The sequence below is a fragment of the Labilithrix luteola genome (assembly GCF_001263205.1).
Taxonomy (GTDB): domain Bacteria; phylum Myxococcota_A; class Polyangia; order Polyangiales; family Polyangiaceae; genus Labilithrix; species Labilithrix luteola.
Map to the genome: position 1 here is coordinate 7,188,267 of NZ_CP012333.1, position 17,760 is coordinate 7,206,026.

Annotated in this window: 19 protein-coding genes; 13 read left to right on the plus strand and 6 right to left on the minus strand. The window is 66.0% G+C overall.

Translation table 11 applies throughout. The annotated features are described in order from the left end of the window. Positions 1-251 precede the first annotated feature (251 nt). Positions 252-1,346 (plus strand): hypothetical protein, encoded by a 1,095-nt coding sequence (locus tag AKJ09_RS31175; protein WP_146651503.1) that lies wholly within the window; start codon positions 252-254, stop codon positions 1,344-1,346. Between the two features lie 14 nt (positions 1,347-1,360). Here AKJ09_RS31175 and AKJ09_RS31180 read toward each other — a convergent pair whose 3' ends face one another. Then, a complete protein-coding gene (locus AKJ09_RS31180; RefSeq protein WP_146651504.1) occupies positions 1,361-2,086 on the minus strand; it encodes a hypothetical protein in 726 nt (241 codons plus the stop codon). Positions 2,087-2,287: 201 nt separating this feature from the next. On the opposite strand from AKJ09_RS31180, the gene AKJ09_RS31185 reads away from it, so the two are divergent. Next, positions 2,288-2,722, plus strand: a complete 435-nt coding sequence (locus AKJ09_RS31185) for a hypothetical protein (RefSeq protein WP_146651505.1) — start codon at positions 2,288-2,290, stop codon at positions 2,720-2,722. 52 nt (positions 2,723-2,774) lie between these two features. Here AKJ09_RS31185 and AKJ09_RS31190 read toward each other — a convergent pair whose 3' ends face one another. Next, positions 2,775-3,644 carry a hypothetical protein gene (locus AKJ09_RS31190; RefSeq protein ID WP_205633851.1) on the minus strand — a complete coding sequence of 290 codons (870 nt, stop codon included), beginning with the start codon at positions 3,642-3,644 and terminating at the stop codon, positions 2,775-2,777. A 194-nt stretch (positions 3,645-3,838) separates the two neighbouring features. Between AKJ09_RS31190 and AKJ09_RS31195 the strand changes: the two genes are divergently transcribed. From AKJ09_RS31195 to AKJ09_RS31215, 5 genes are all read left to right on the plus strand, one after another. Next, positions 3,839-4,414, plus strand: coding sequence for an RNA-binding protein (locus AKJ09_RS31195; RefSeq protein WP_146651506.1), 576 nt, complete (start codon positions 3,839-3,841; stop codon positions 4,412-4,414). Between the two features lie 64 nt (positions 4,415-4,478). Beyond that, positions 4,479-4,763 carry a hypothetical protein gene (locus AKJ09_RS31200; protein ID WP_146651507.1) on the plus strand — a complete coding sequence of 95 codons (285 nt, stop codon included), beginning with the start codon at positions 4,479-4,481 and terminating at the stop codon, positions 4,761-4,763. A 139-nt stretch (positions 4,764-4,902) separates the two neighbouring features. Continuing rightward, the gene (locus tag AKJ09_RS55670) at positions 4,903-5,100 is read left to right on the plus strand and encodes a cold-shock protein (protein ID WP_146655716.1); all 198 of its coding nucleotides are present in this window, start codon (positions 4,903-4,905) and stop codon (positions 5,098-5,100) included. A gap of 167 nt (positions 5,101-5,267) precedes the next feature. Beyond that, positions 5,268-5,699 (plus strand): hypothetical protein, encoded by a 432-nt coding sequence (locus AKJ09_RS31210; protein WP_146651508.1) that lies wholly within the window; start codon positions 5,268-5,270, stop codon positions 5,697-5,699. A 249-nt stretch (positions 5,700-5,948) separates the two neighbouring features. After that, positions 5,949-7,325 (plus strand): MATE family efflux transporter, encoded by a 1,377-nt coding sequence (locus AKJ09_RS31215; RefSeq protein ID WP_146651509.1) that lies wholly within the window; start codon positions 5,949-5,951, stop codon positions 7,323-7,325. On the opposite strand, the gene AKJ09_RS31220 is transcribed toward AKJ09_RS31215, so the two are convergent. Both AKJ09_RS31220 and AKJ09_RS31225 read right to left on the minus strand, forming a co-directional pair. Next, complete coding sequence (locus AKJ09_RS31220; protein WP_169928013.1) at positions 7,308-8,246, minus strand: aldose 1-epimerase family protein; 939 nt, start codon at positions 8,244-8,246, stop codon at positions 7,308-7,310. The genes AKJ09_RS31215 and AKJ09_RS31220 overlap by 18 nt on opposite strands. 16 nt (positions 8,247-8,262) lie before the next feature. Beyond that, positions 8,263-8,814 (minus strand): SagB/ThcOx family dehydrogenase, encoded by a 552-nt coding sequence (locus AKJ09_RS31225; RefSeq protein WP_169928014.1) that lies wholly within the window; start codon positions 8,812-8,814, stop codon positions 8,263-8,265. 357 nt (positions 8,815-9,171) lie between these two features. On the opposite strand from AKJ09_RS31225, the gene AKJ09_RS31230 reads away from it, so the two are divergent. After that, positions 9,172-9,606 (plus strand): YciI family protein, encoded by a 435-nt coding sequence (locus AKJ09_RS31230; RefSeq protein WP_146651512.1) that lies wholly within the window; start codon positions 9,172-9,174, stop codon positions 9,604-9,606. Between the two features lie 29 nt (positions 9,607-9,635). Next, positions 9,636-10,916: an RNA polymerase sigma factor gene (locus AKJ09_RS31235; RefSeq protein WP_146651513.1), complete on the plus strand. Its 1,281-nt coding sequence runs from the start codon at positions 9,636-9,638 to the stop codon at positions 10,914-10,916. 2 nt (positions 10,917-10,918) lie between these two features. Here AKJ09_RS31235 and AKJ09_RS31240 read toward each other — a convergent pair whose 3' ends face one another. After that, complete coding sequence (locus tag AKJ09_RS31240) at positions 10,919-11,416, minus strand: nuclear transport factor 2 family protein (RefSeq protein ID WP_146651514.1); 498 nt, start codon at positions 11,414-11,416, stop codon at positions 10,919-10,921. A 119-nt stretch (positions 11,417-11,535) separates the two neighbouring features. Continuing rightward, a complete protein-coding gene (locus AKJ09_RS31245; RefSeq protein ID WP_146651515.1) occupies positions 11,536-12,330 on the minus strand; it encodes a hypothetical protein in 795 nt (264 codons plus the stop codon). Between the two features lie 144 nt (positions 12,331-12,474). Here AKJ09_RS31245 and AKJ09_RS31250 point away from each other — a divergent pair, with 144 nt between their 5' ends. The 4 genes from AKJ09_RS31250 (at position 12,475) to AKJ09_RS31265 (ending at position 17,758) form a co-directional block, all read left to right on the plus strand. Next, entirely contained in the window at positions 12,475-14,994 is a 2,520-nt protein-coding gene (locus tag AKJ09_RS31250; protein WP_146651516.1) for an FG-GAP repeat domain-containing protein, read from the plus strand. 217 nt (positions 14,995-15,211) lie between these two features. Next, positions 15,212-16,309: a hypothetical protein gene (locus AKJ09_RS31255; RefSeq protein ID WP_146651517.1), complete on the plus strand. Its 1,098-nt coding sequence runs from the start codon at positions 15,212-15,214 to the stop codon at positions 16,307-16,309. A gap of 102 nt (positions 16,310-16,411) precedes the next feature. After that, positions 16,412-16,930: an RNA polymerase sigma factor gene (locus AKJ09_RS31260; RefSeq protein WP_169928015.1), complete on the plus strand. Its 519-nt coding sequence runs from the start codon at positions 16,412-16,414 to the stop codon at positions 16,928-16,930. Between the two features lie 48 nt (positions 16,931-16,978). Then, on the plus strand, positions 16,979-17,758 hold the full coding sequence (locus AKJ09_RS31265; protein ID WP_146651519.1) for a hypothetical protein: 780 nt from the start codon (positions 16,979-16,981) through the stop codon (positions 17,756-17,758). Positions 17,759-17,760 lie beyond the last annotated feature (2 nt).

A 17,760-nucleotide genomic window follows, 5' to 3' on the forward strand; every position in this document is an offset into this window, starting at 1 on the left:
GCCTCGTGCGGTGCGGCGGCCGTAAACCGCGCTTGCATGCTATGTCGCTCGCATGGATCTCCGCGCGCGAATTGCCGAACTTCGCGGGATGCTGGCTCAGCAAGGAAAGCGGCTCCATCCAGCGTGACGAGTGGCCCGGGGACATCTTGGGCTGAATCGCGCTAGGCAGCTGTCGGGTTCGTGTCGGGGGCCTGCTGCAATTGTCGACCGTTGGAGTTGACTCCTAGGCGCGTTCGCGCATCCACTACAACATGCATCGGTATACGCTTTGGCATCGGATCGGTTGGCGCGGGTTGTTGCTCGTCGGGCTTCTTGGCGCGGCGTGCGACGACGGTGCGGTCGAGCCGGACGGCGCGACGAATCCGGTCGTCGACGGTTCGGACGGCGGCGCGACGGATCCCGTCGTCGACGGTTCGGACGGCACGACCGACGCCGGCGTCGATGCTTCGGACGCTGGTGCCACCGATGGCGGCGATACCGGCGTCGTCAACGCACAGCCAAACCTTCCCGACGGGAGCCCTCGCGTTGCCGCGCGGAGCGGGCAGGAGGTGGACTTCCACCTCGCACCGGTCGATCCCGAAGGCGATCCGTTCGTCGTCTCGTTCAAGGGATGCGCGAATACGCTCGGCACCATCCGCCTCTGCAAGGATGCGGCGTGCACCCAGACGATCACGCTCGACTGCTCCATCGCGCACGGTGCGGGGACGACTCCGGTCGTCCTCGACGTCGACCCGTCGCTCCGCGGTCACTTCGCCGCGGGCGCGATCGGCTCGGTCGAGGACGGCGACCACTACAACACCGCGTACTTCGTGCTCGACGACCATACGTCGCCGCTACCCCCCACCGAGATCGCCGTGGTCTTCGACGTCTGCCTCGACAACACTCCCCCGACGCTCTTCATCCAAGGGGAAGATCGTCCGGATTACGAGTTCTCTCCGCGCGTGGGCGACAACTTCCTGCTCGGTCTCGAGGTGACAGACCCCGACTTCAGCCGGTCGGACCTCGCCACGCTGACGATCGAGGGCACGCTCGACAATTCCCACACCCCGACGTCGAAGTTCGACGTGGCCCACATGCAGGCGAGCATCACGGGCTGCGGGGACCAGACGACCGTGAGTGCGACCGCATTCCGGATGACGTGCACGATGGCGCCCGTACTGGAGCTCGCGCGCAACGTGAAGGTCCTCTCGCCTACCTCGCTCGGTGCGGGGGAGGGCCTCGTGAAGATCCACATCCATGTGGACGACAACGGCTACTACGGACAAGATCCGAGCCTCGCGTCGTACAGCGCGGTGCCGTTCCCGCTCAAAGACGACCTCGACGTGCGCGCCACGTACGTGCCGTGATCGCCCGCACGGGGCTAGCGCTTCTCGACGTGGTAATCGCGAATATCGATCGAGATGAGGAGCAGGTCGTGGATGGGCTTCCCTGACGGGCTTCGCACGTACGCGCGGCGCTTGGATGGGAACCGGAATCCGTTCACCTCGACGAGGTCGTGCACGTATTGCGCGACGGGAACGCCTCCCCCGATCTCGAAGCGATAGTCATGGCGGCGTAGCAGGAGATCGGGCCCGAAATAGAATTCCTGCTCGACGCTGTGGCCGGCGATGCCGTCGGGGAACCGAACGCGGAGACCGAGCCACGTCTCCGTCCCCTCGCGCCAAGGTTCGATCTCGGTCACCTGGAAGCCCGGCATGGCCATGAAAAATGGTGTCGTCAGATAGGTCCACCGCGCGTAGCCGTTGAAGTAGGCGACGTCCATGAGGTCCCACGGCGTCCAGAGGGTGTGGCCGGCGAACGACCTCCTGGGGTTCACGCGCTCTTCGACGAGCTGACCCTCGGTGGTCTCGACCGCGACGCGCTGCGGAGTGAACTTCATCCGCCAGTCCGGTTGGCGGTAGCCCTCGATGAGAAGGCTCTGTTCGTGGATGGTCGCGATGGCCTCCGACGCGCGCGGAGGAGCCTCCAGCCCCTTCATGGGCAAGAGCCCGCCGCCGGAGAGGAACGTGGCACGGACGGTGTCGAATGTCCTCCACCGTGCGAGGTCTCCGTGCGCTGCCAACACCAGATCCAGAAGTTGCGTCATTGTCCTTCAACTCCTTTGACCAACGACCAACGTTCTGCAGCGAACGTGCCACGAGCGTTCATCGCGAGGACACGCATGAGACCCAGGTGCTGGCCGAGAACAAATAGCCGTCTAGGACGTCTTCACTGCCTGGCTGGCCTCTTCGAATCGCGTCCCCACCTCGGCCTTGCTCTGTGATTTGCTCCCCTCTAGCGTGCGGCCATGAACGTCAAAGAGAGCCTCAAGCGCTTCGGCCTCGTGCCGCGGCATGAAGCTCTTCCGAAGATTCGCGCGCTGCTCGCGAACGAGGCCGAGGCCGAACGTCTGGGGGAAGGGCGAGAAGAAGACCTCGCGCTTCTTTGCTGTGTGCAGCTGTTTGCGCGCGGCCTCTTGGAGGACGTGCTTCTAATTTGGAACGCGAAGTCCGCGGGGATGGATCTCGGCGCATCCCTCGACGTGCAATTGCTGTGTGGTGCTGGTCTCGAGACGACGAAGTCGTTCCTCGCGTCGCAGTCGAGGGCTGACGCTGCATTGGCGCTCCACTATCTCGTCCAGTGCGAGCGCGCTGGGGACTTCGAGGGCTTCTCGCCCAAGGAGCACCTCGCGCGCTATCGAGACTACTTCGGACCGCTTCGCAACGCCTGCACCCGGGACTGAGCCCGCGCGCGTCGTCGAGGAAGACGGTTGCGCAGAGAAGCAACTCGCGGCGTTACTCCAAGCGGGTCCACTTGCCGTCTTGCAGCGACAGGACGTTCTTCTGCCCCACCGACCACATCACTCCCTGCGCGCTCGTGAGACGATAGGCGTCGAACGTGCCTTTGCCACGCGGGACGACGGCCAGCGAATCGCCGTCGAGGCGATAGACGTTCGACATGCTGCTCGCATACAGCGCCCCCTCGAACCAGCACAAGTCCCATAGATCTTCGCCGACGCCGCTCTTAAGCTGAGTCCAGCCGTCGTCATCGCCGCGCAGCAACGTTCCGCCTTGGCCGCACGCGAAGAACGCGTCGTCCGTCTTTACGACGGCGGACAAGATCTTCGAGGTCGGGCTTTCGACCTGCGCCCAGACCTTCTTCGCGTAGCGCCAGATCTCGCCTTCCCAGCCGACGGCGTAGAGCAGCTTCCCATCGCCGGCCAGGTCTTCGAAGCCGACGACCTCGTTGTTCCGAGCGGGCGTCGCGTGCATCGCCGTCCATTGCTTCGCCTTGCCGCGAAAGAACACCTCGCGGTTCATGCCGAACGCGTATGCGTAGCCATCGATCGCGCGCGCCCCGCGGATCTCCGTCGCGCCTTCGATCCGCTCGTCGAGCTTCTCGCCGCCGACGTAGGTGAGCACGCGTCCATCCGGGCTGACCGCCACGAACTGCTCTTTCGGCTTGTGAACCACGCAGCAGCCGGCCGTACGCCAAGCAACGTCCGCAACGGTGCCAACCTCGCCGCCGTCGATGCTGCCAAGACGCGTGTGGGCTTTGCCTTTCTTCTTGAGGCCCTTGTCCTCGAGCGACAGATAGACGAGGTCCGAATAGCGCGCCGCACCGCCGGTGATGAGGTTATCCCTGCTGATCCCGAGCGTCGCCATCCCGCGATCCTATACGACGCCGCCGGAGAGGATTTAGACCGTCGGCGAGGCGCTTTTTGAGGAACGGTCATGCGCCGAGAAGACGAGACCCCGCCCATTCCTCGTTGTGCTATGTTCCGAAAACATCGTTTTTTGCAACGACGCCCTCTCCCGTGGGAAGCGCTTTTGCTCCGAACTTTGTGCGCGGAGCTTCCATGGAGAGTCGGCTTTACGTCGGTAACTTGTCCGACGATGTCAGCGTAGAGTCATTGCGAAGGCGGTTCGCGGAGTTCGGCCCGGTGTCCGACGTCCACCTCGCGACGGACCGCTCCAGCGGACGTCTGCGAGGTCACGCGTTCGTGACGATGGCGAACGAGGCGGACGCGCATGCCGCGATGAGAGAGCTGAATGGAAGCCTCTTCGACGACCGCCGCCTTCGCGTGAACATCGCGGGCGAGGAACGCGACCGAACGCGATCCAAGGAGGTAACGGAGCGTACGCGCATCACGTCGCAGTTTCGCGAGCGGTTGAACATGACGTACGAGCTCGATTGCGGCGGCGTGTCGCTGACTCTCAAGATGTTCCCCGACGATGCGCGGGAACAATCCTGGCGCGTCGAAGCATCGACGAAGGGCGGCGGGATGGTGGTGGAGGGCGCGGTCATGGCTGCCTCCGGACGTACGCGCGCCACCGCACTCGAAGAGCTCGCGCGTTCATCGCAAGCGAGCGGTGCCCTTGCGCTCGACTGGACGGCGATCATCGAAGCACTTGCTGCCGTCCGGGCGATATGAGGAGGAAAGCAGCCATGCGCCGCACAACCCGTGACGTCGTCGGGATGATGGAAGATGGTGGTCCGTGACCAAGACGACGGCGACTCGTGGAGAGCTCCTCGAGCAAGCGGCCCTCGATGCTGCGCGCTCGTGGACGCAGGTGGTTTGCGCAGAGCTCGCGCGTGAGGGCCGGCGAGTCGAAGGTGGGTGGCCGGGGACGATTCGCGAGGCTAGAGCGCGAGCAGCCAACGAGGGGGCGAGTGTGCTCGGCAGGCAGTCGATGACCGGGCTCACGCACGACGAACTCGAACGGCTCGCGCGGATCACCCATGACGAGGCTCGTCGCTTCTGGGCGGGGAAGGCGCGTTAGGTTCAAACCGTGAACGATGCACGGCACCGCTCGCGGGCGACCTCCTCGCCAAACGATTCTGACGGGAATGTACCGGCCACCTCTGGCTGGTGTGGTAATTGAGCTTCTTCACGAACGAACCGAGAAAAAGGCGGACGACATGGCTGAAGGAACAATCAAGCGGCTAACGGACAAAGGATTCGGCTTCATCGAGACCAGCACGGGAAAGGACCTGTTCTTTCACATGTCGGCGGTCGAAGGAGTTCGGTTCGAGGATCTCAGGCAAGGGCAGCGCGTCTCGTTCAATGAAGGCCAAGGCCCGAAAGGCCCGAGAGCCGAGAACGTCAAGGTTATCTGAACAGCGCGCCCATCGCCTCCGCGCGATGAAGAGAAGCCTCGGCTCCAAGAGAGCTGGGGCTTCGGCGCTTTGTGGGGTCGCGGCGCCGTTCGCTTTCTTTGCCGTGCGGTTCGCGAGCTATTCGACCTGCGCCTCCTCGTTCGGCGCCGTCGAGCTACGCTAGGGCGATGGGGCTCTACGACCAGATCACGGTCATCGGGGATTGGTGTCGCTGCTCGGAAGGGCACGACCTTCGCGGCGAGCCTCTGCAGACGAAAGACCTCGGTTGCACGATGGGCGATTGGATCCTCGCCGAGGACCTGCGCGGTGAGCCTGGACATCATGGCGACCCGGTGAAGATGCCTCTTTCCGGGACGCTCTCGGCGTACACCTTTTGCCGAGAGTGTCCTTCGTTCTTGCAACGTGAGACGTGGAACGTCCTGTCGGCGTGGGTCGAATTCGAGATCGACCTCGATGCTGGACGCCTGATTGCCGTTTGGCGGATCAGCGAGCCTTCGGCCGACTGGATCGAACGCGAGCGTGCTGCGGGCTCGATCGGGCCGATGCCTCTGGCTCAGGCGGTCGAGGAGTGCACGGCTCGAAGAGAGCGCCCGCGTTGAGCCGAAGTTCGCGGTCGTAGAGAAGAACGCGGTCTACGTTGCGAGCATCGTATGCGGGCTGGCTTCGCAGACCGCGCGCATGTATCTCGAGCGTGCGCGGGGCACATCGCGAGGTCGAGCTCGTTCGCGACACTCGCTCGCGCTGTCTGCAGGGAAGCTCATGTACGGCTCGAGCGCGTGCCGAGCTTCTCACGAGGCGGTGACAGTGGCAGTGTCCGTTTCCCAGTAGGTCTGGGAGTGCATTCCTTGATGAAGTCGTTTCGTCCCGATCGTGCCCGCGTGGCGCGCGAGATTCGTGCAACGGTGCGCCTGGCGCTGCCTCTCATTTGCGCGCAGCTTGCGGCCGTTGGCACCAACATGGTCGACGCGATGCTTGCCGGCCATCACAGTGCTCACGTACTCGGGGCCGTGGCGGTGGGGGCCAGCATCTGGTCGCTCGCACTTTTTTGCGGCATGGGCGTCATGATGGCGGTCCCGCCTTCGGTGTCGCAACTCGACGGTGCTGGACGGCGGCGTGACGTCGGAGCGTTGTTCCGCCAGGCACTCTGGTTGGCGCTCGGCATGGGTGTGTTGCTCTGGTTCGCCGTGCGTCATGCGGCGCCCCTCATCGCGCTGATCGGGGTGACGCCGGGGCTCCGTGACGAAGTCGGGGACTTCTTGCGCGCGATCAGTTGGGGAGCGCCGGCTCTGACCTGCTACTTCGCGCTGCGCGGTCTGTCCGAAGGTCTGTCGATGACACGCCCTTCGATGTACTTCAGTCTTGGCGGGCTCACCGTGCTCATGCCGCTCGGCTACGTGCTGATGTTTGGGAAGCTCGGTCTCCCGCCGCAAGGTGCGCGCGGCTGCGGCATCGCTACGGCGATTGTCCTTTGGCTCGAAATGAGCGCGTTTGCCATTTATGTCGCGCGCCACCGCAACTACCGCGGGCTCGGGCTTGGCGAGCGCTTCGATCCGCCGAGCGTCGAGCGGATCGGAAAGTTGCTCTGGATCGGGCTGCCGATGGGCGTGACGCTGCTCGCCGAGGGTGGCTTGTTCGTCGCCGTGGCGCTGGCGATCGGAACGCTCGGTGAGAACGTCGTCGCCAGCCATCAGGTGGCGCTGAACATCGCCTCCTTCTTCTTCATGATCCCGCTTGGCCTCGCGATGGCGATCACGGTGCGAGTCGGTCATGCGGTCGGTCGTGGCGATGCGAGCGGAGTGCGCTACGCCGGCTTCTGCGGGATCGGGCTGACGCTCGCGACCCAGATGGTCTCGGCGGGACTGATGCTGACCATGCCGCATGTCATTGCGTCGCTCTACACGCGCGACGTCGGCGTGATCGCGACGGCGACTGAGCTCATCGTGCTGGCGGGGTTCTTTCAGTTCTCCGACGGAATCCAGGTTGCGTCGAATGGCGCACTTCGCGGCGTCAAGGATACGCGCGTGCCGATGGTGGTCACCTTGTTCGCATACTGGATGGTCGGCATGCCGGTCGGCTGGTGGCTCGCCTTCCGGCAGGGGCTCGGAGCGCGCGGCATGTGGATGGGACTCATCGCGGGTCTGACCGTGGCCGCCGTCCTGCTGTTCACGCGCTTCTGGCGAAACTCGTTTAGCGAACGCTGGCGGCGTTCAGCTCCCGTGACCTGACCGTCGCCCGGAGCGGGTCGACACGGCGATCCCCCAGCGGCCCTCGAAGACCTCGCCGGGGGCGAGCACGCGGAGACCGTTGCCGCTGTTGAACGCGTTCGGCGCGCAGGTCATCGGCTCGACGGCGAGCCCGTCGCGCCGCCGCGAACGGTTGGGCAAGGTGTCGCCGGTGTAGAGCTGCACGAAGTCGAACGCGCGGTCCTGCCACACGAGAATCTCGCTACGCCCGCAGCGCAGGACCACGGTCGCGAGCCCGGCTCCGTCTCGCTCGAGCCGTGTGAAGGCATGGTCGAGCCGTGCGGTGCCGATGGGGCGTGGCTGGTGGAAATCGACAACGCTGTGTTCGACGGGCCTCTCCTTGCGGGGGATCGAGCGCGGATCGACATCCAGCCAGTCGGCGGCGCGCACGCACAGCTCGATGGCATCGACGCTCGCCTCCGTAAACCGGAAGTACGGATGCGCGCCCGCGCCGAACGGACACGGCTTCGGGCCGATGTTCAGCGCGGTGAAGGTGACCCCCAGTCCGCCGACCGAAAGCCGGTATTCGACGGAGAGATCGAGCGGGAAGGGATAGCCGGGGCGGGGCTCGAGGCGGTGACGGAGCCGCACGAATTCGGCGGCGCGGCGCTCGACGCTCCAGTCGGCCCAGCGGACCAGTCCGTGGATGGCGTGTCCCAGCTCGGGCTCGTCGATGGGCAGCTGATGAACGTGGCCCGAGAAGGAATAGCGACCGTCGGCGATGCGATTGGGCCATGGCATGAGGATCTGGCCTCGCCCGTCGGGACAGATCTCGTCGGCCTCGAAGCCGTCGAGTACGGCGCGATCGCCGACCGTGTAAGAGCGAAGCGTCGCGCCGACCGTGGCGACGACGAGCCGCTCGGCGCCGAGCGCGATCTCGATCTGTTCGCCGGAGAGCGCCATGGTCCTGCAACGCCTGCTACTTCGCCGGCCGGCCAACGGAGACGATGTACTGCACGTTCTCGGCCGCGTGCCCAACCTCGATGAAGGCGTACCGTTCGGCGCGGTCCCCATACTTCGGGCGCAGCCGCGTGGTAACGCCCGTGAACACGAGATTGGCCGCCGCCGTGCCGAGCTGAGGCTGACCTACCGCCACGTGCGCGAGATCAGCCCGGTGATCGCCGGGCGTGGCGAGGCGCAGCGAATTGTGGGCGGGGTCGTAGTGCGAGACGCCCTTTCCGTCCACGAGGTAGAGCTCCAGTGGATAGAGCGCGCCCGCGGATGGCGACGCGCGCAGTCCACGTTCCTTGTCGGTGAGCCCTTGGGCGGCCCACGTGAGCTGCACGAGCTCGTCGGGCGAGAGCGCGGCGGGGCCGAAGTCGCGCTGCGAGCGCCTCCGGTTGATCACCGTCTCGAGCGGCGTTGCCCCCGTGGTTTTCGGCGTGGGCAGCGTCACGGTCTCGCCCTGGGGCGGGCCACTTCCGCTGGTCGAGTCCGACGATGCGCTACGGCAGCCCGTGGCGAGAGTCATGACGACTGCCGTGCCGACCAGTGCACGGCGCAACCGTTTCCCGTCCATTCCGACGACGAATTGCATCACCTGCGCCAGTCGTCGCCCCTCGCCCAGCTTCGCGGCCGAAGCGCAAGCAATGACATTCGGGGAGTTGATACATTGCTTGCATGCGAAGCGTCGGGCGCAGCCTCGTCCCGTCGCCTGACCCGATGAGACAGTGGATGGTGGAGTCCCGTAGGTAAGGGGGCACACACACAACCCTCACACGCCGTCGTGGCCTGAACGATTCCAGGTACTTACGAAATTCGAAAAATCGTCGAGGGCCGTGTCGATCCCGGGTGCGGTGGTTGGTCGTCCGTAAAAGGAGAACCCACCATGAAATTCATCGTTCTCGCCCCCGCGAACACGGACACCGAAGCCGGGGTGCTCCCGAGCCCCGAAGAGTTCGTCAAGATGGGCGCGTTCCAGGAGGAGCTCGTGAAGGCGGGCGTACTGGTCGCCGGCGAAGGGCTTCGCGAGTCATCGAAGGGGGCGCGCCTCACGTTCGGTAAGGACGGCAAGACCACGATCAAGAATGGTCCGTTCACCGAGTCGAAGGAGCTCATCGCGGGCTTCTCCATCATCCAGGTGAAGTCACTCGACGAGGCGCTCGCTTGGATGAGCCGCGCGCCGTGCCCCGAGGGCACCACCCTCGAGATTCGCCAGCTCTTCTCGGACGACGACTTCGCGCCAGTCGACCCGACGGGCGAGCTCCGCGAGGAAGACGCGAAGCGCCGCGCGCGCGCCGAGGAGCAGCACGGCAAGAGCTGACGCGGCTTCCGCCCGCGCGCCCCGCGTGAATGATGAACGAAACGCAGCGACGAATCGAAGCGGTCTTTCGAATCGAGTGGGCACGGCTCGTGGCCGGGCTTGCTCGATTCGTTCGTGGCGACCTCGGCGCGGCCGAGGAGCTCGCCCAGGACGCGCTCGTCGCTGCGCTCGAGACATGGCCCGAAGACGGTATTCCGCGTGAGCCCGGCGCGTGGCTCATGCAGGTTGCGAAGAATCGCGCGCTGAAGCGCATCGATCGTCAGAAGCGCTGGGAAAAGAAGGAAACCGAGATCACGCGGGTCCTGCGCGATAGGCAGGAACGCGGCGCAGACGCGATCGAGGAGGCGGCCGACGACGACGTCGGTGACGACCTCCTCCGACTCGTGTTCGCGTCCTGCCATCCGTCGCTGAGCGCGGAGAGCCGCGTTGCGTTGACGCTTCGGGTCGTCTCTGGCCTCACGACGCAAGAGATCGCGTGTGCGTTCGTCATTCCGGAGACGACCGCCGCGCAGCGCATCGTGCGTGCGAAGAAGACCCTCGCCGAATCGGGCGCCGCGTTCGAAGTGCCGCGAGGCAAAGAGCTCGCAGAGCGGCTCTCCTCGGTGCTCGAGGTCGTTTACTTCGTATTCAACGAAGGCTACGTCGCGACGGTCGGCGGCGACTGGATGAGGCCTGCCCTTTGCGAAGACGCGCTTCGCCTCGGCCGCATCCTCGCGGAGCTCGTGCCGAACGAAGCCGAAGTCCATGGCCTCGTCGCGCTCATGGAGATTCAGGCTTCACGCATCGGCGCGCGCACGCTGCCAGACGGCACGCCGATACCGCTCTTCGAGCAGAGCCGCGCGCGCTGGGATCGGTTTCTCATCGAGCGCGGTCTGGCGGCGTTGAAGCGCGGCGAAGCGGCTCTCCACGGAGAGGGGGGCACGCCGGGTGAGTACCTGCTGCAGGCCGGGATCGCCGCCTGTCATGCACGCGCGCGAACACCGGAGGACACCGATTGGCGGCGCATCGTCGCGATTTACGAGCAGCTCGCGGCGACGACGCCATCACCGATCGTCGAGCTGAATCGCGCGGTCGCGATCTCGTTTGCGGACGGGCCCGCGGCGGGCCTCGCGATCATCGACGAGCTCGCGAAGCTGTTCGCTGGCGCGCTCGAGGGCTATCACCTCGTGCCGGCGGTACGCGCCGACTTCCTCTCACGTCTCGGCCGCCGCGACGAAGCACGCGCCGAGCTCGAGCGCGCCGCCTCGCTCACGAAGAACGATCGCGAACGCGCCTTGCTTCTAACGCGCGCCGCAGCGACGCAGAATTGAGATTAGGTGTCGCGAGCCGGCGAGCCCGACGCAGCCGACGAGTCGCCGATCGTCTGCGCCACCGCGTAGCTGTCCTCGAGGACCCGGTAGTGCACGATCAAGCCATCCCGCACGGTCATCACGACCGCGCCCTCGCTCGAGACAACGCGACCTGATGCCGTGAGGAGGGAGTCAAACGAGCCGAGCACGACCGCCCGGTCTCCGTTGACGAGGGGCTCCTCGAGATGAACGCGCACCTGGCGCACGCCTTCCCGGAATTGGCGGAAGAAGTCGGCCACGCCTGCACGACCATGACGACGCCCCAGCCACGGGACCGCCTCCACGTGCCCTGCGATGTACCAGTCCACGTCTTCGCTGAACGAGGCCGCGAGCTCCGCGGGCGTCGCACCCGTCCCGAGGAGCCGGAGGTATCGTTCGACCACCTGGCGCGTCGCCCGTGTCTCCTCCAGTCGCGTGCGGTCAGCGGTGAATGGCTCCGCTGTCAGGTTCGGGTCGGTCATGGCGCTCCTTCGTGCGTCGTCGGGCGATCCGACGTCGCGTGCCGTGCTCGGCTGGAAGGAATCTATGGCGAGTCCCGATGCTGCGCGATGACGTGCGAGGTAATGGACTGCCTACCGCCTCAGCTTCCGCCGTCGCTCGCGGCGTCGGAGCCGGCGTCGGCCGGGCCCCCGCACACGCCTTCGACGCACGGAGTGCCAGCCGCGCACGCGATCCCGCAGCCGCCGCAGTGGGACGCATCGGACTTCGTGCGGGCGCACCCGCCGGGGCAGGGGGCTTCATCCGCCGTGCACTTGCACACGCCGTGGGAGCAGCCGCCGCCGGCGATGCAGGGAAACTCGCAGTCGTTGGTCTCGCGGCCATCCTGCGCGTCGTCCCAGGCTTCGCTGTCGACGTACGTAGCGCTGGAGGCCGTGGAGGTCGGCACGTTGCAGCCGAGGCTGGCCGCGACCATCATGGACCATGTGAAGCACGGGACCGTCGACGCGGCGACGGGGGAGTTGTTCCAGCACCGACCGGCGTTTGCGAAGCGATCGCATACGTCGACCGAGTTGGTGCTGCTTGTCGTGCTCGCCGCACCCTTCGCGCACGACGGTGTGTCTTGGGCAATGGCGGAAAGCGCCTTGACGACGACAGGGTCCGTCTGGACGGTCGCGCCCGGGAAGAACGCGTAACGCAGCTTGAAGAGATAGCGCCACTCGGAAGCGGAGAGCGCCGCTTTCGCGCGGTCGGACGCTCGCGTCACGAGGGTCTGCTGTTCGGCCGTCAAATGACGGATGGTCGTCGGATCGGCGTCGCTGAATACACACGAAGGGCCGGACGACCCACTGTCACTCGAAGAACAATGGACAGCGGAGATGGCTGCGCCGATGCCGGCCAAGACGAGGAGGGACCGTAACGAAGTCCGAGGGCTCATTTCGATCGTGCATCCTCGCCCGAAAACCAACTGCCGTCGAGCATGCGCGAAGTTCGTGACGGCCCGAGGCTGGCTATTCGCGGGTTGCGGAGGGAGCTCGAAAGGCACCCACGCGCAACTCTGCGAACGATATGCTCGGCGGTCATGGCCGAAAGACGTAACGAACGGTGGTGGGGCGTCGTGGCGTTGATCACGCTCGGTATTGCGAGTACGGCACCCGGCTGCGGAACGACGGATACAATGAGCCCGACCACGACCTCTTCCTCCGGCGACGCAGGTGAGGGGGAGGAGGCGGGGACGCCTACGATCGACGCTGGCGCGGACGGCGGCGACACCGTCGGCTGCACCGTCCCGTGCAACGCCGCGACGGAGATCTGTTCGCAGGGCGTGTGCGTCCCGCGCACGCCGTGCACGACCGACGACGACTGCTCGAACGACACGACGTGTGGGCCCGCGAAGGTTTGTCAGCCCTGGGACGGAAAGACCCCGGCTCACGATCCGAGCTGCGTGAACGTGATCGCTCCCGGCAACTTCTCGCCCAAGTTGAGGTGTGAGTTCAGGCAGCCGCCTGCGGGGGATCCCTTTCCTGGTCACGTCGACGTGCAGGGCACGCCGATCGTGGTCAACTTCAATCATCCGTCGAGCGCCGGTTCACCCAGCATCGCAGCCTCGTTCACGGCTACCGTCCCCGGCGGCTACACCGAGGACTTGGGGGTCATTCGCATTCTCAAGGGCACTGACTGCTCGCTCGAGGCAGACCTCGGCGGCGTCGATCTCGACGGCGACGGCGTTATCGACTGGACGGTGTCCACGGCCTCGCTCGCCGCGGGTGACCTCGACGGCGATGGCTCTGCGGAGATCGTGGCCTACGGCAGCGACGGCGCGACGCTGGCGTTCACACGCAAGAACGGGCAGTGGGCGCTCTTGTGGAAGGCGGTTTTCCCGGCCGGCGCGCCCTGGGCGCCGTGCGACCCCGGGAATCACCGCTGCGCCCTCGGCTGGGCCGGGCCGTCGATCTACGATCTGGATGACGACGGCGTCCCGGAGGTGGTGCGCGAAGGCGTGGTCTTCGGCTCGGACGGCGCACTCAAGTCGCTCGCTCCGCCCGGATACGCCAGCTACTCGGCGGGCCTTTTCTCGGTCGTCGCGAACCTCGATCAGGACGCTGCGGTGGAGATCACCAACGGGCAGAGCATCTGGGAGTGGAGGCTCGTACCGCCAGGGGGCGGTGCGTGGGTGAAAGAGCCCGGCTTTCCGGGCGCCTCGGCGTCCGCACCCGGCCACGTGGCGATCGCCGACTTCGGCGCTTATGGGGCGAACGTGCCGGCGAAGAACCCGGAGATCGTCGTCGTTCGTAGCAATACGGTGATGGTCTACGCCGTCGACGGTACCTTCGCGCTACCGCCGGTCTCCGCGCCGGTCGCGTTCGGAGGCGGCCCACCGACGATCGCCGACTTCGACGGTGACGGTCTCCCCGAAATCGGCGTCGCGGGACAGAATTACTATACGGTTTACGACATCGATTGCGGCCCGACACCACGACCGGGCGGCACATGTTCCCTCGGCACATGCGCCTTCAGCGGGGTGGACAAGCCCTGTCCGGCGCAGGGCTACATCGCCTGGTCGCGGGCGTCGCAGGACAAGTCTTCGAACGCTACCGGGTCGACCTCCTTCGACTTCGACGCCGACGGCGTGAGCGAGGTCGTTTACGCCGACGAGTGCTTCGTACGCATCTACAGCGGAAAGACCGGCGAGGTGCTCTCCAGCCAGTACCGCTCCTCATGTACCTGGTATGAGACCGCGATCATCGCCGACGTCGACGGGAACTTCCGCGCGGATCTGATCTCCCCCTCGAACAAGGCCTGCACGGCACCGGACACCGGCAGGGCTTGCACGATGCTCGACGCCAACGGGGTCGACCCGCTCTTCGCCGGCCTCCGCTGCCAGACGGGCGCTGACTGCGTCTCGGGCACGTGCGACGGCGGCCTCTGCCGCTGCACGGCGAGCGCGCAGTGCTGCAGCGCGAAAAACGATGCCGCCTGCATCGACGAGGGCTACAAGTGTGCGCCGCCCCCTGCGGGCACCCAGGGAGCGGGCAACACCTGCCGCGCCGCTCGTCCAGGCGACATCTCGGGGATCCGCGTCTACTCCGATGCCAACGACAACTGGGTTCGCGCGCGCACGGTCTGGAACCAGCATGCGTACGCCATCACCCACATCAACGAGGACGGCACCGTCCCGAAGACGAGCGCATGGGCGAACAATTGGGATTTGCCCAAGCACAACGACTTCCGGACGAACGTGCCCGGCATCCCGAACGGTCTCGCCACCGGCGACGTCACCGCCGGCGCTGCGGACAAATTCACATGCGCGGGAGCAAGCGCGAACCTGAGCTCCCTGATCTGCAACCGCGGCGCCGAGCCTATCGGCGCGGGACTCCACGTGGGCTTCTACGTCGATGGCGCCGTAGTGTGCTCGACGAAGACCACGACGCCGCTCGCGCCCGAGACGTGCGAGACCATCACGTGCATGTGGGCTACGCCACCGACCAACGATGCGCACGCCGTCGACGTCACGGTGTTCCCCAATGACGACGGGGCATACGCCGAGTGCAAGAGCGGCAACAACAAGGCGCTCGTGCAGCATGTGTTCTGCAAACCGTAGGACGGAGTGGCCTTGCCAATCGACGCTAATTCGATGCCTCGTCGGGTAGGGGACACGAGCGTCGAGACGCAATGACAGGCTTGCTGCTCGGCAGGTCGTTGCTCGAGAAGGCGACCCCCGTGTGGTAGTGTCCAGCCGCTTGCCGTTCGCGGGCCACGGCCCGGGTCAGGCGTCTCGTTTTGACGCGCAGCGGCGCGAAAGAGGTTCTAGTGCGCACATGATTCACGAGGCTGATGTCGAGCCCCCGCGCGCACTGGCTAAGGTCCATGAGTTCTGGGCGGACGGCCTCGTGACCCGGCAGTTGCTGCGCCGCGTGGCCGGACTCGCGCTCGTGATCCCGATGCTTCTCTTTGCCACGGGCCCGGCGTGGGGAGCCGAGAACGACGAGAGCGAGTGGTCACTGGATGACCTCGATCGGCATCTCCTTCTCGAGTGGGACGCGCCCGCCGAATGCCCGACCGCGCATGACGTGCGCGAAAGGATTCGCACGCTGCTCAAGATCAAAAGCGAAACGGACCATCGGGTTCGCGCGAACGCCAAGGTCACGCCGACGGCGGCGGGGTATGCGCTCGATCTCTCGATCGCGGACGGCGCCAAACGCGAGCTCCGAAGCGAAACGTGCCGCGGGCTCGTCGAGGCCGCCTCGATCATCATTGCCCTCGACATCGAAACGCACGCGAAGGCCCCAGAGCCGACCGTGGAGCCGCCGCCATCGCCACCTCCGGCACAGGCGGTCGTCGTGTCGAAGCGATCTTCCAAGCGTCGGACTTCAGCTCCTGTCGCCGCCGACGGCCTCGGTTTGGCGGTTGGCGCGATGACCCTTGGCGACGTGGGATCCCTTCCCGGGCCGACGGCCGCGTATCGCGCGATGTTCGCCCTGGGCTATCGAGCCTTTCGCGTCCAAGCCGGGGCGACGGTGTTCGCGCCGCGCAATGCGGATGGGGTACGGGAAGGGACCGGCGTTCGAATCGATCTCACGGCCGGGATGCTGCAGCTCTGCCGTGCTTGGAACGTCGACCACTCGGCGATGCTCGACACGTGCCTGGGAGGCGAAGTCGGAGCCTCGACGGTGACGGGCTTTGGCATCACTCACCCCTCCACGTCGACGGGCGTGTGGACGTCGGTGGTCGTCTCATCGCAGCTCCGGTTTCGCTGGGCTCGGCCCTTGTTTTTCGGCCTCGAGGCTGGGGCGGTGACGAGCCGGGCGACCGCCGTGATCCGCGGACAAGGCATCATCTTCGATCCGCCGCCTTGGCTCGCGCGGGCGATGGTGGGGGTCGAGTTCGAAATTCTTCCGCCACCGCGGATGAAATGAACCGAGCGGCCCATAAAGCTTAATGTGGCTCAGGCTCACGCCGAGGAATCGGGGGCGACGCTGTCGCTCGCCGAATCAGATGATTGTGTTGCAGGACGCATCGTGGCTCGGCTGAGCTTCGAAGCGATCTACGCCGAGCACTTCCGCTTCGTCTGGAGCTCTGTACGCGCTCTCGGGGTGCCCTCGACGATGCTCGAGGATGCCGCGCAGGACGTCTTCGTGGTGGTGCATCGACGGCTCCCCGAATTCCAGGGCGAGCAGCACCTGCGCACCTGGCTCTTCGCCATCGCAAGGCGAGTTGCCGCTGATTATCGGCGGCGGCGGCGGTCGTTCGAGGAGCTCTCGGCGGAGGAGCCCATTTTCGACAACCGGCCGAGCCCTCACGACGTGACGGCACGCAACGAAGCCGTGCATCTCCTCGAGCGTGCTCTCGAGGAGATGGACGAGCATCACCGCGAGGTCTTCGTCCTCATGGACGTCACGGAGCTGCGCGCCAACGAAGTGGCCGAGTTGCTGTCGATCAACGTCAATACGGTCTACTCGCGTCTCAATCGCGCGAGGACCGCTTCAACGAAATCCTGGCGCGGCTCGTTCGCCCGACCTGCTGAATTCGATGTCTGACCCGAAAAGGGTCGGCCGATTCCCGAAGGACACACGGAAAGGAAAGCAGTGAGCAAGCTCTCTCCCGAGGCTGCAGCGATCCTCGCTGCCGCTCGCAAAGATCTGGACGCCTCCGCGGAGGTCGTCGCGCGCGTACGAAGCGCGGTCGCTGCGCGCGTGGAGGCGGAACCGCCTGCCTCCGCCGTGAGGTCTCGCACAATCTGGTCGAACGTCGCGCGTCCTGGGCCGATCGTCGCGCTCGCGCTCCTCGGCGCAGTGCTCGCGACGAAGGTGGTGGCGTCGTCGTCGAAGACGACGCCAAAGGCGATCGAGGCTCCCTCGGACATGCTCGCCGAGAATGCGCGGCCCAGCGATCCGCCGTCCGACGATCACCCGCCGAGCGAGCCCGCGGATCCCATTCCCACCTTTGCCGTGACGTCGCTGCCCGACCGCCCACTTCCGACTCCCGAGCGGCGAGGACGCCCGAGTGAGCCTCACATTGCGCCGCCAGCGGCCACCGCTCCGGAGATTGATAAGGCGAAAGCGCCGGCGACGACGACGGATGATCTCCTGGAGGAGTCTCGACTCCTGAGGTCCGCTCAGGTCGATCTCCAGGCTCACCGCGCCGGCGCTGCCCTGCACTCGCTCGAAGAGCACGCCGCTCGGTTTCCCGGGGGAGTCCTGCGTGAAGAGCGACTCACCCTTCGCGTGCTCGTCCTTTGCGAGTCCGGCGACGTCGACGCCGCGCGACGAGCCCGCCGCGAGCTCGATCGAAGTTTTCCTGCAACGTCCCATGCTTCACGCCTCGCGAATTCGTGCGCGGCTTCGGACCCCGAAGGAGCCCGGTAGAG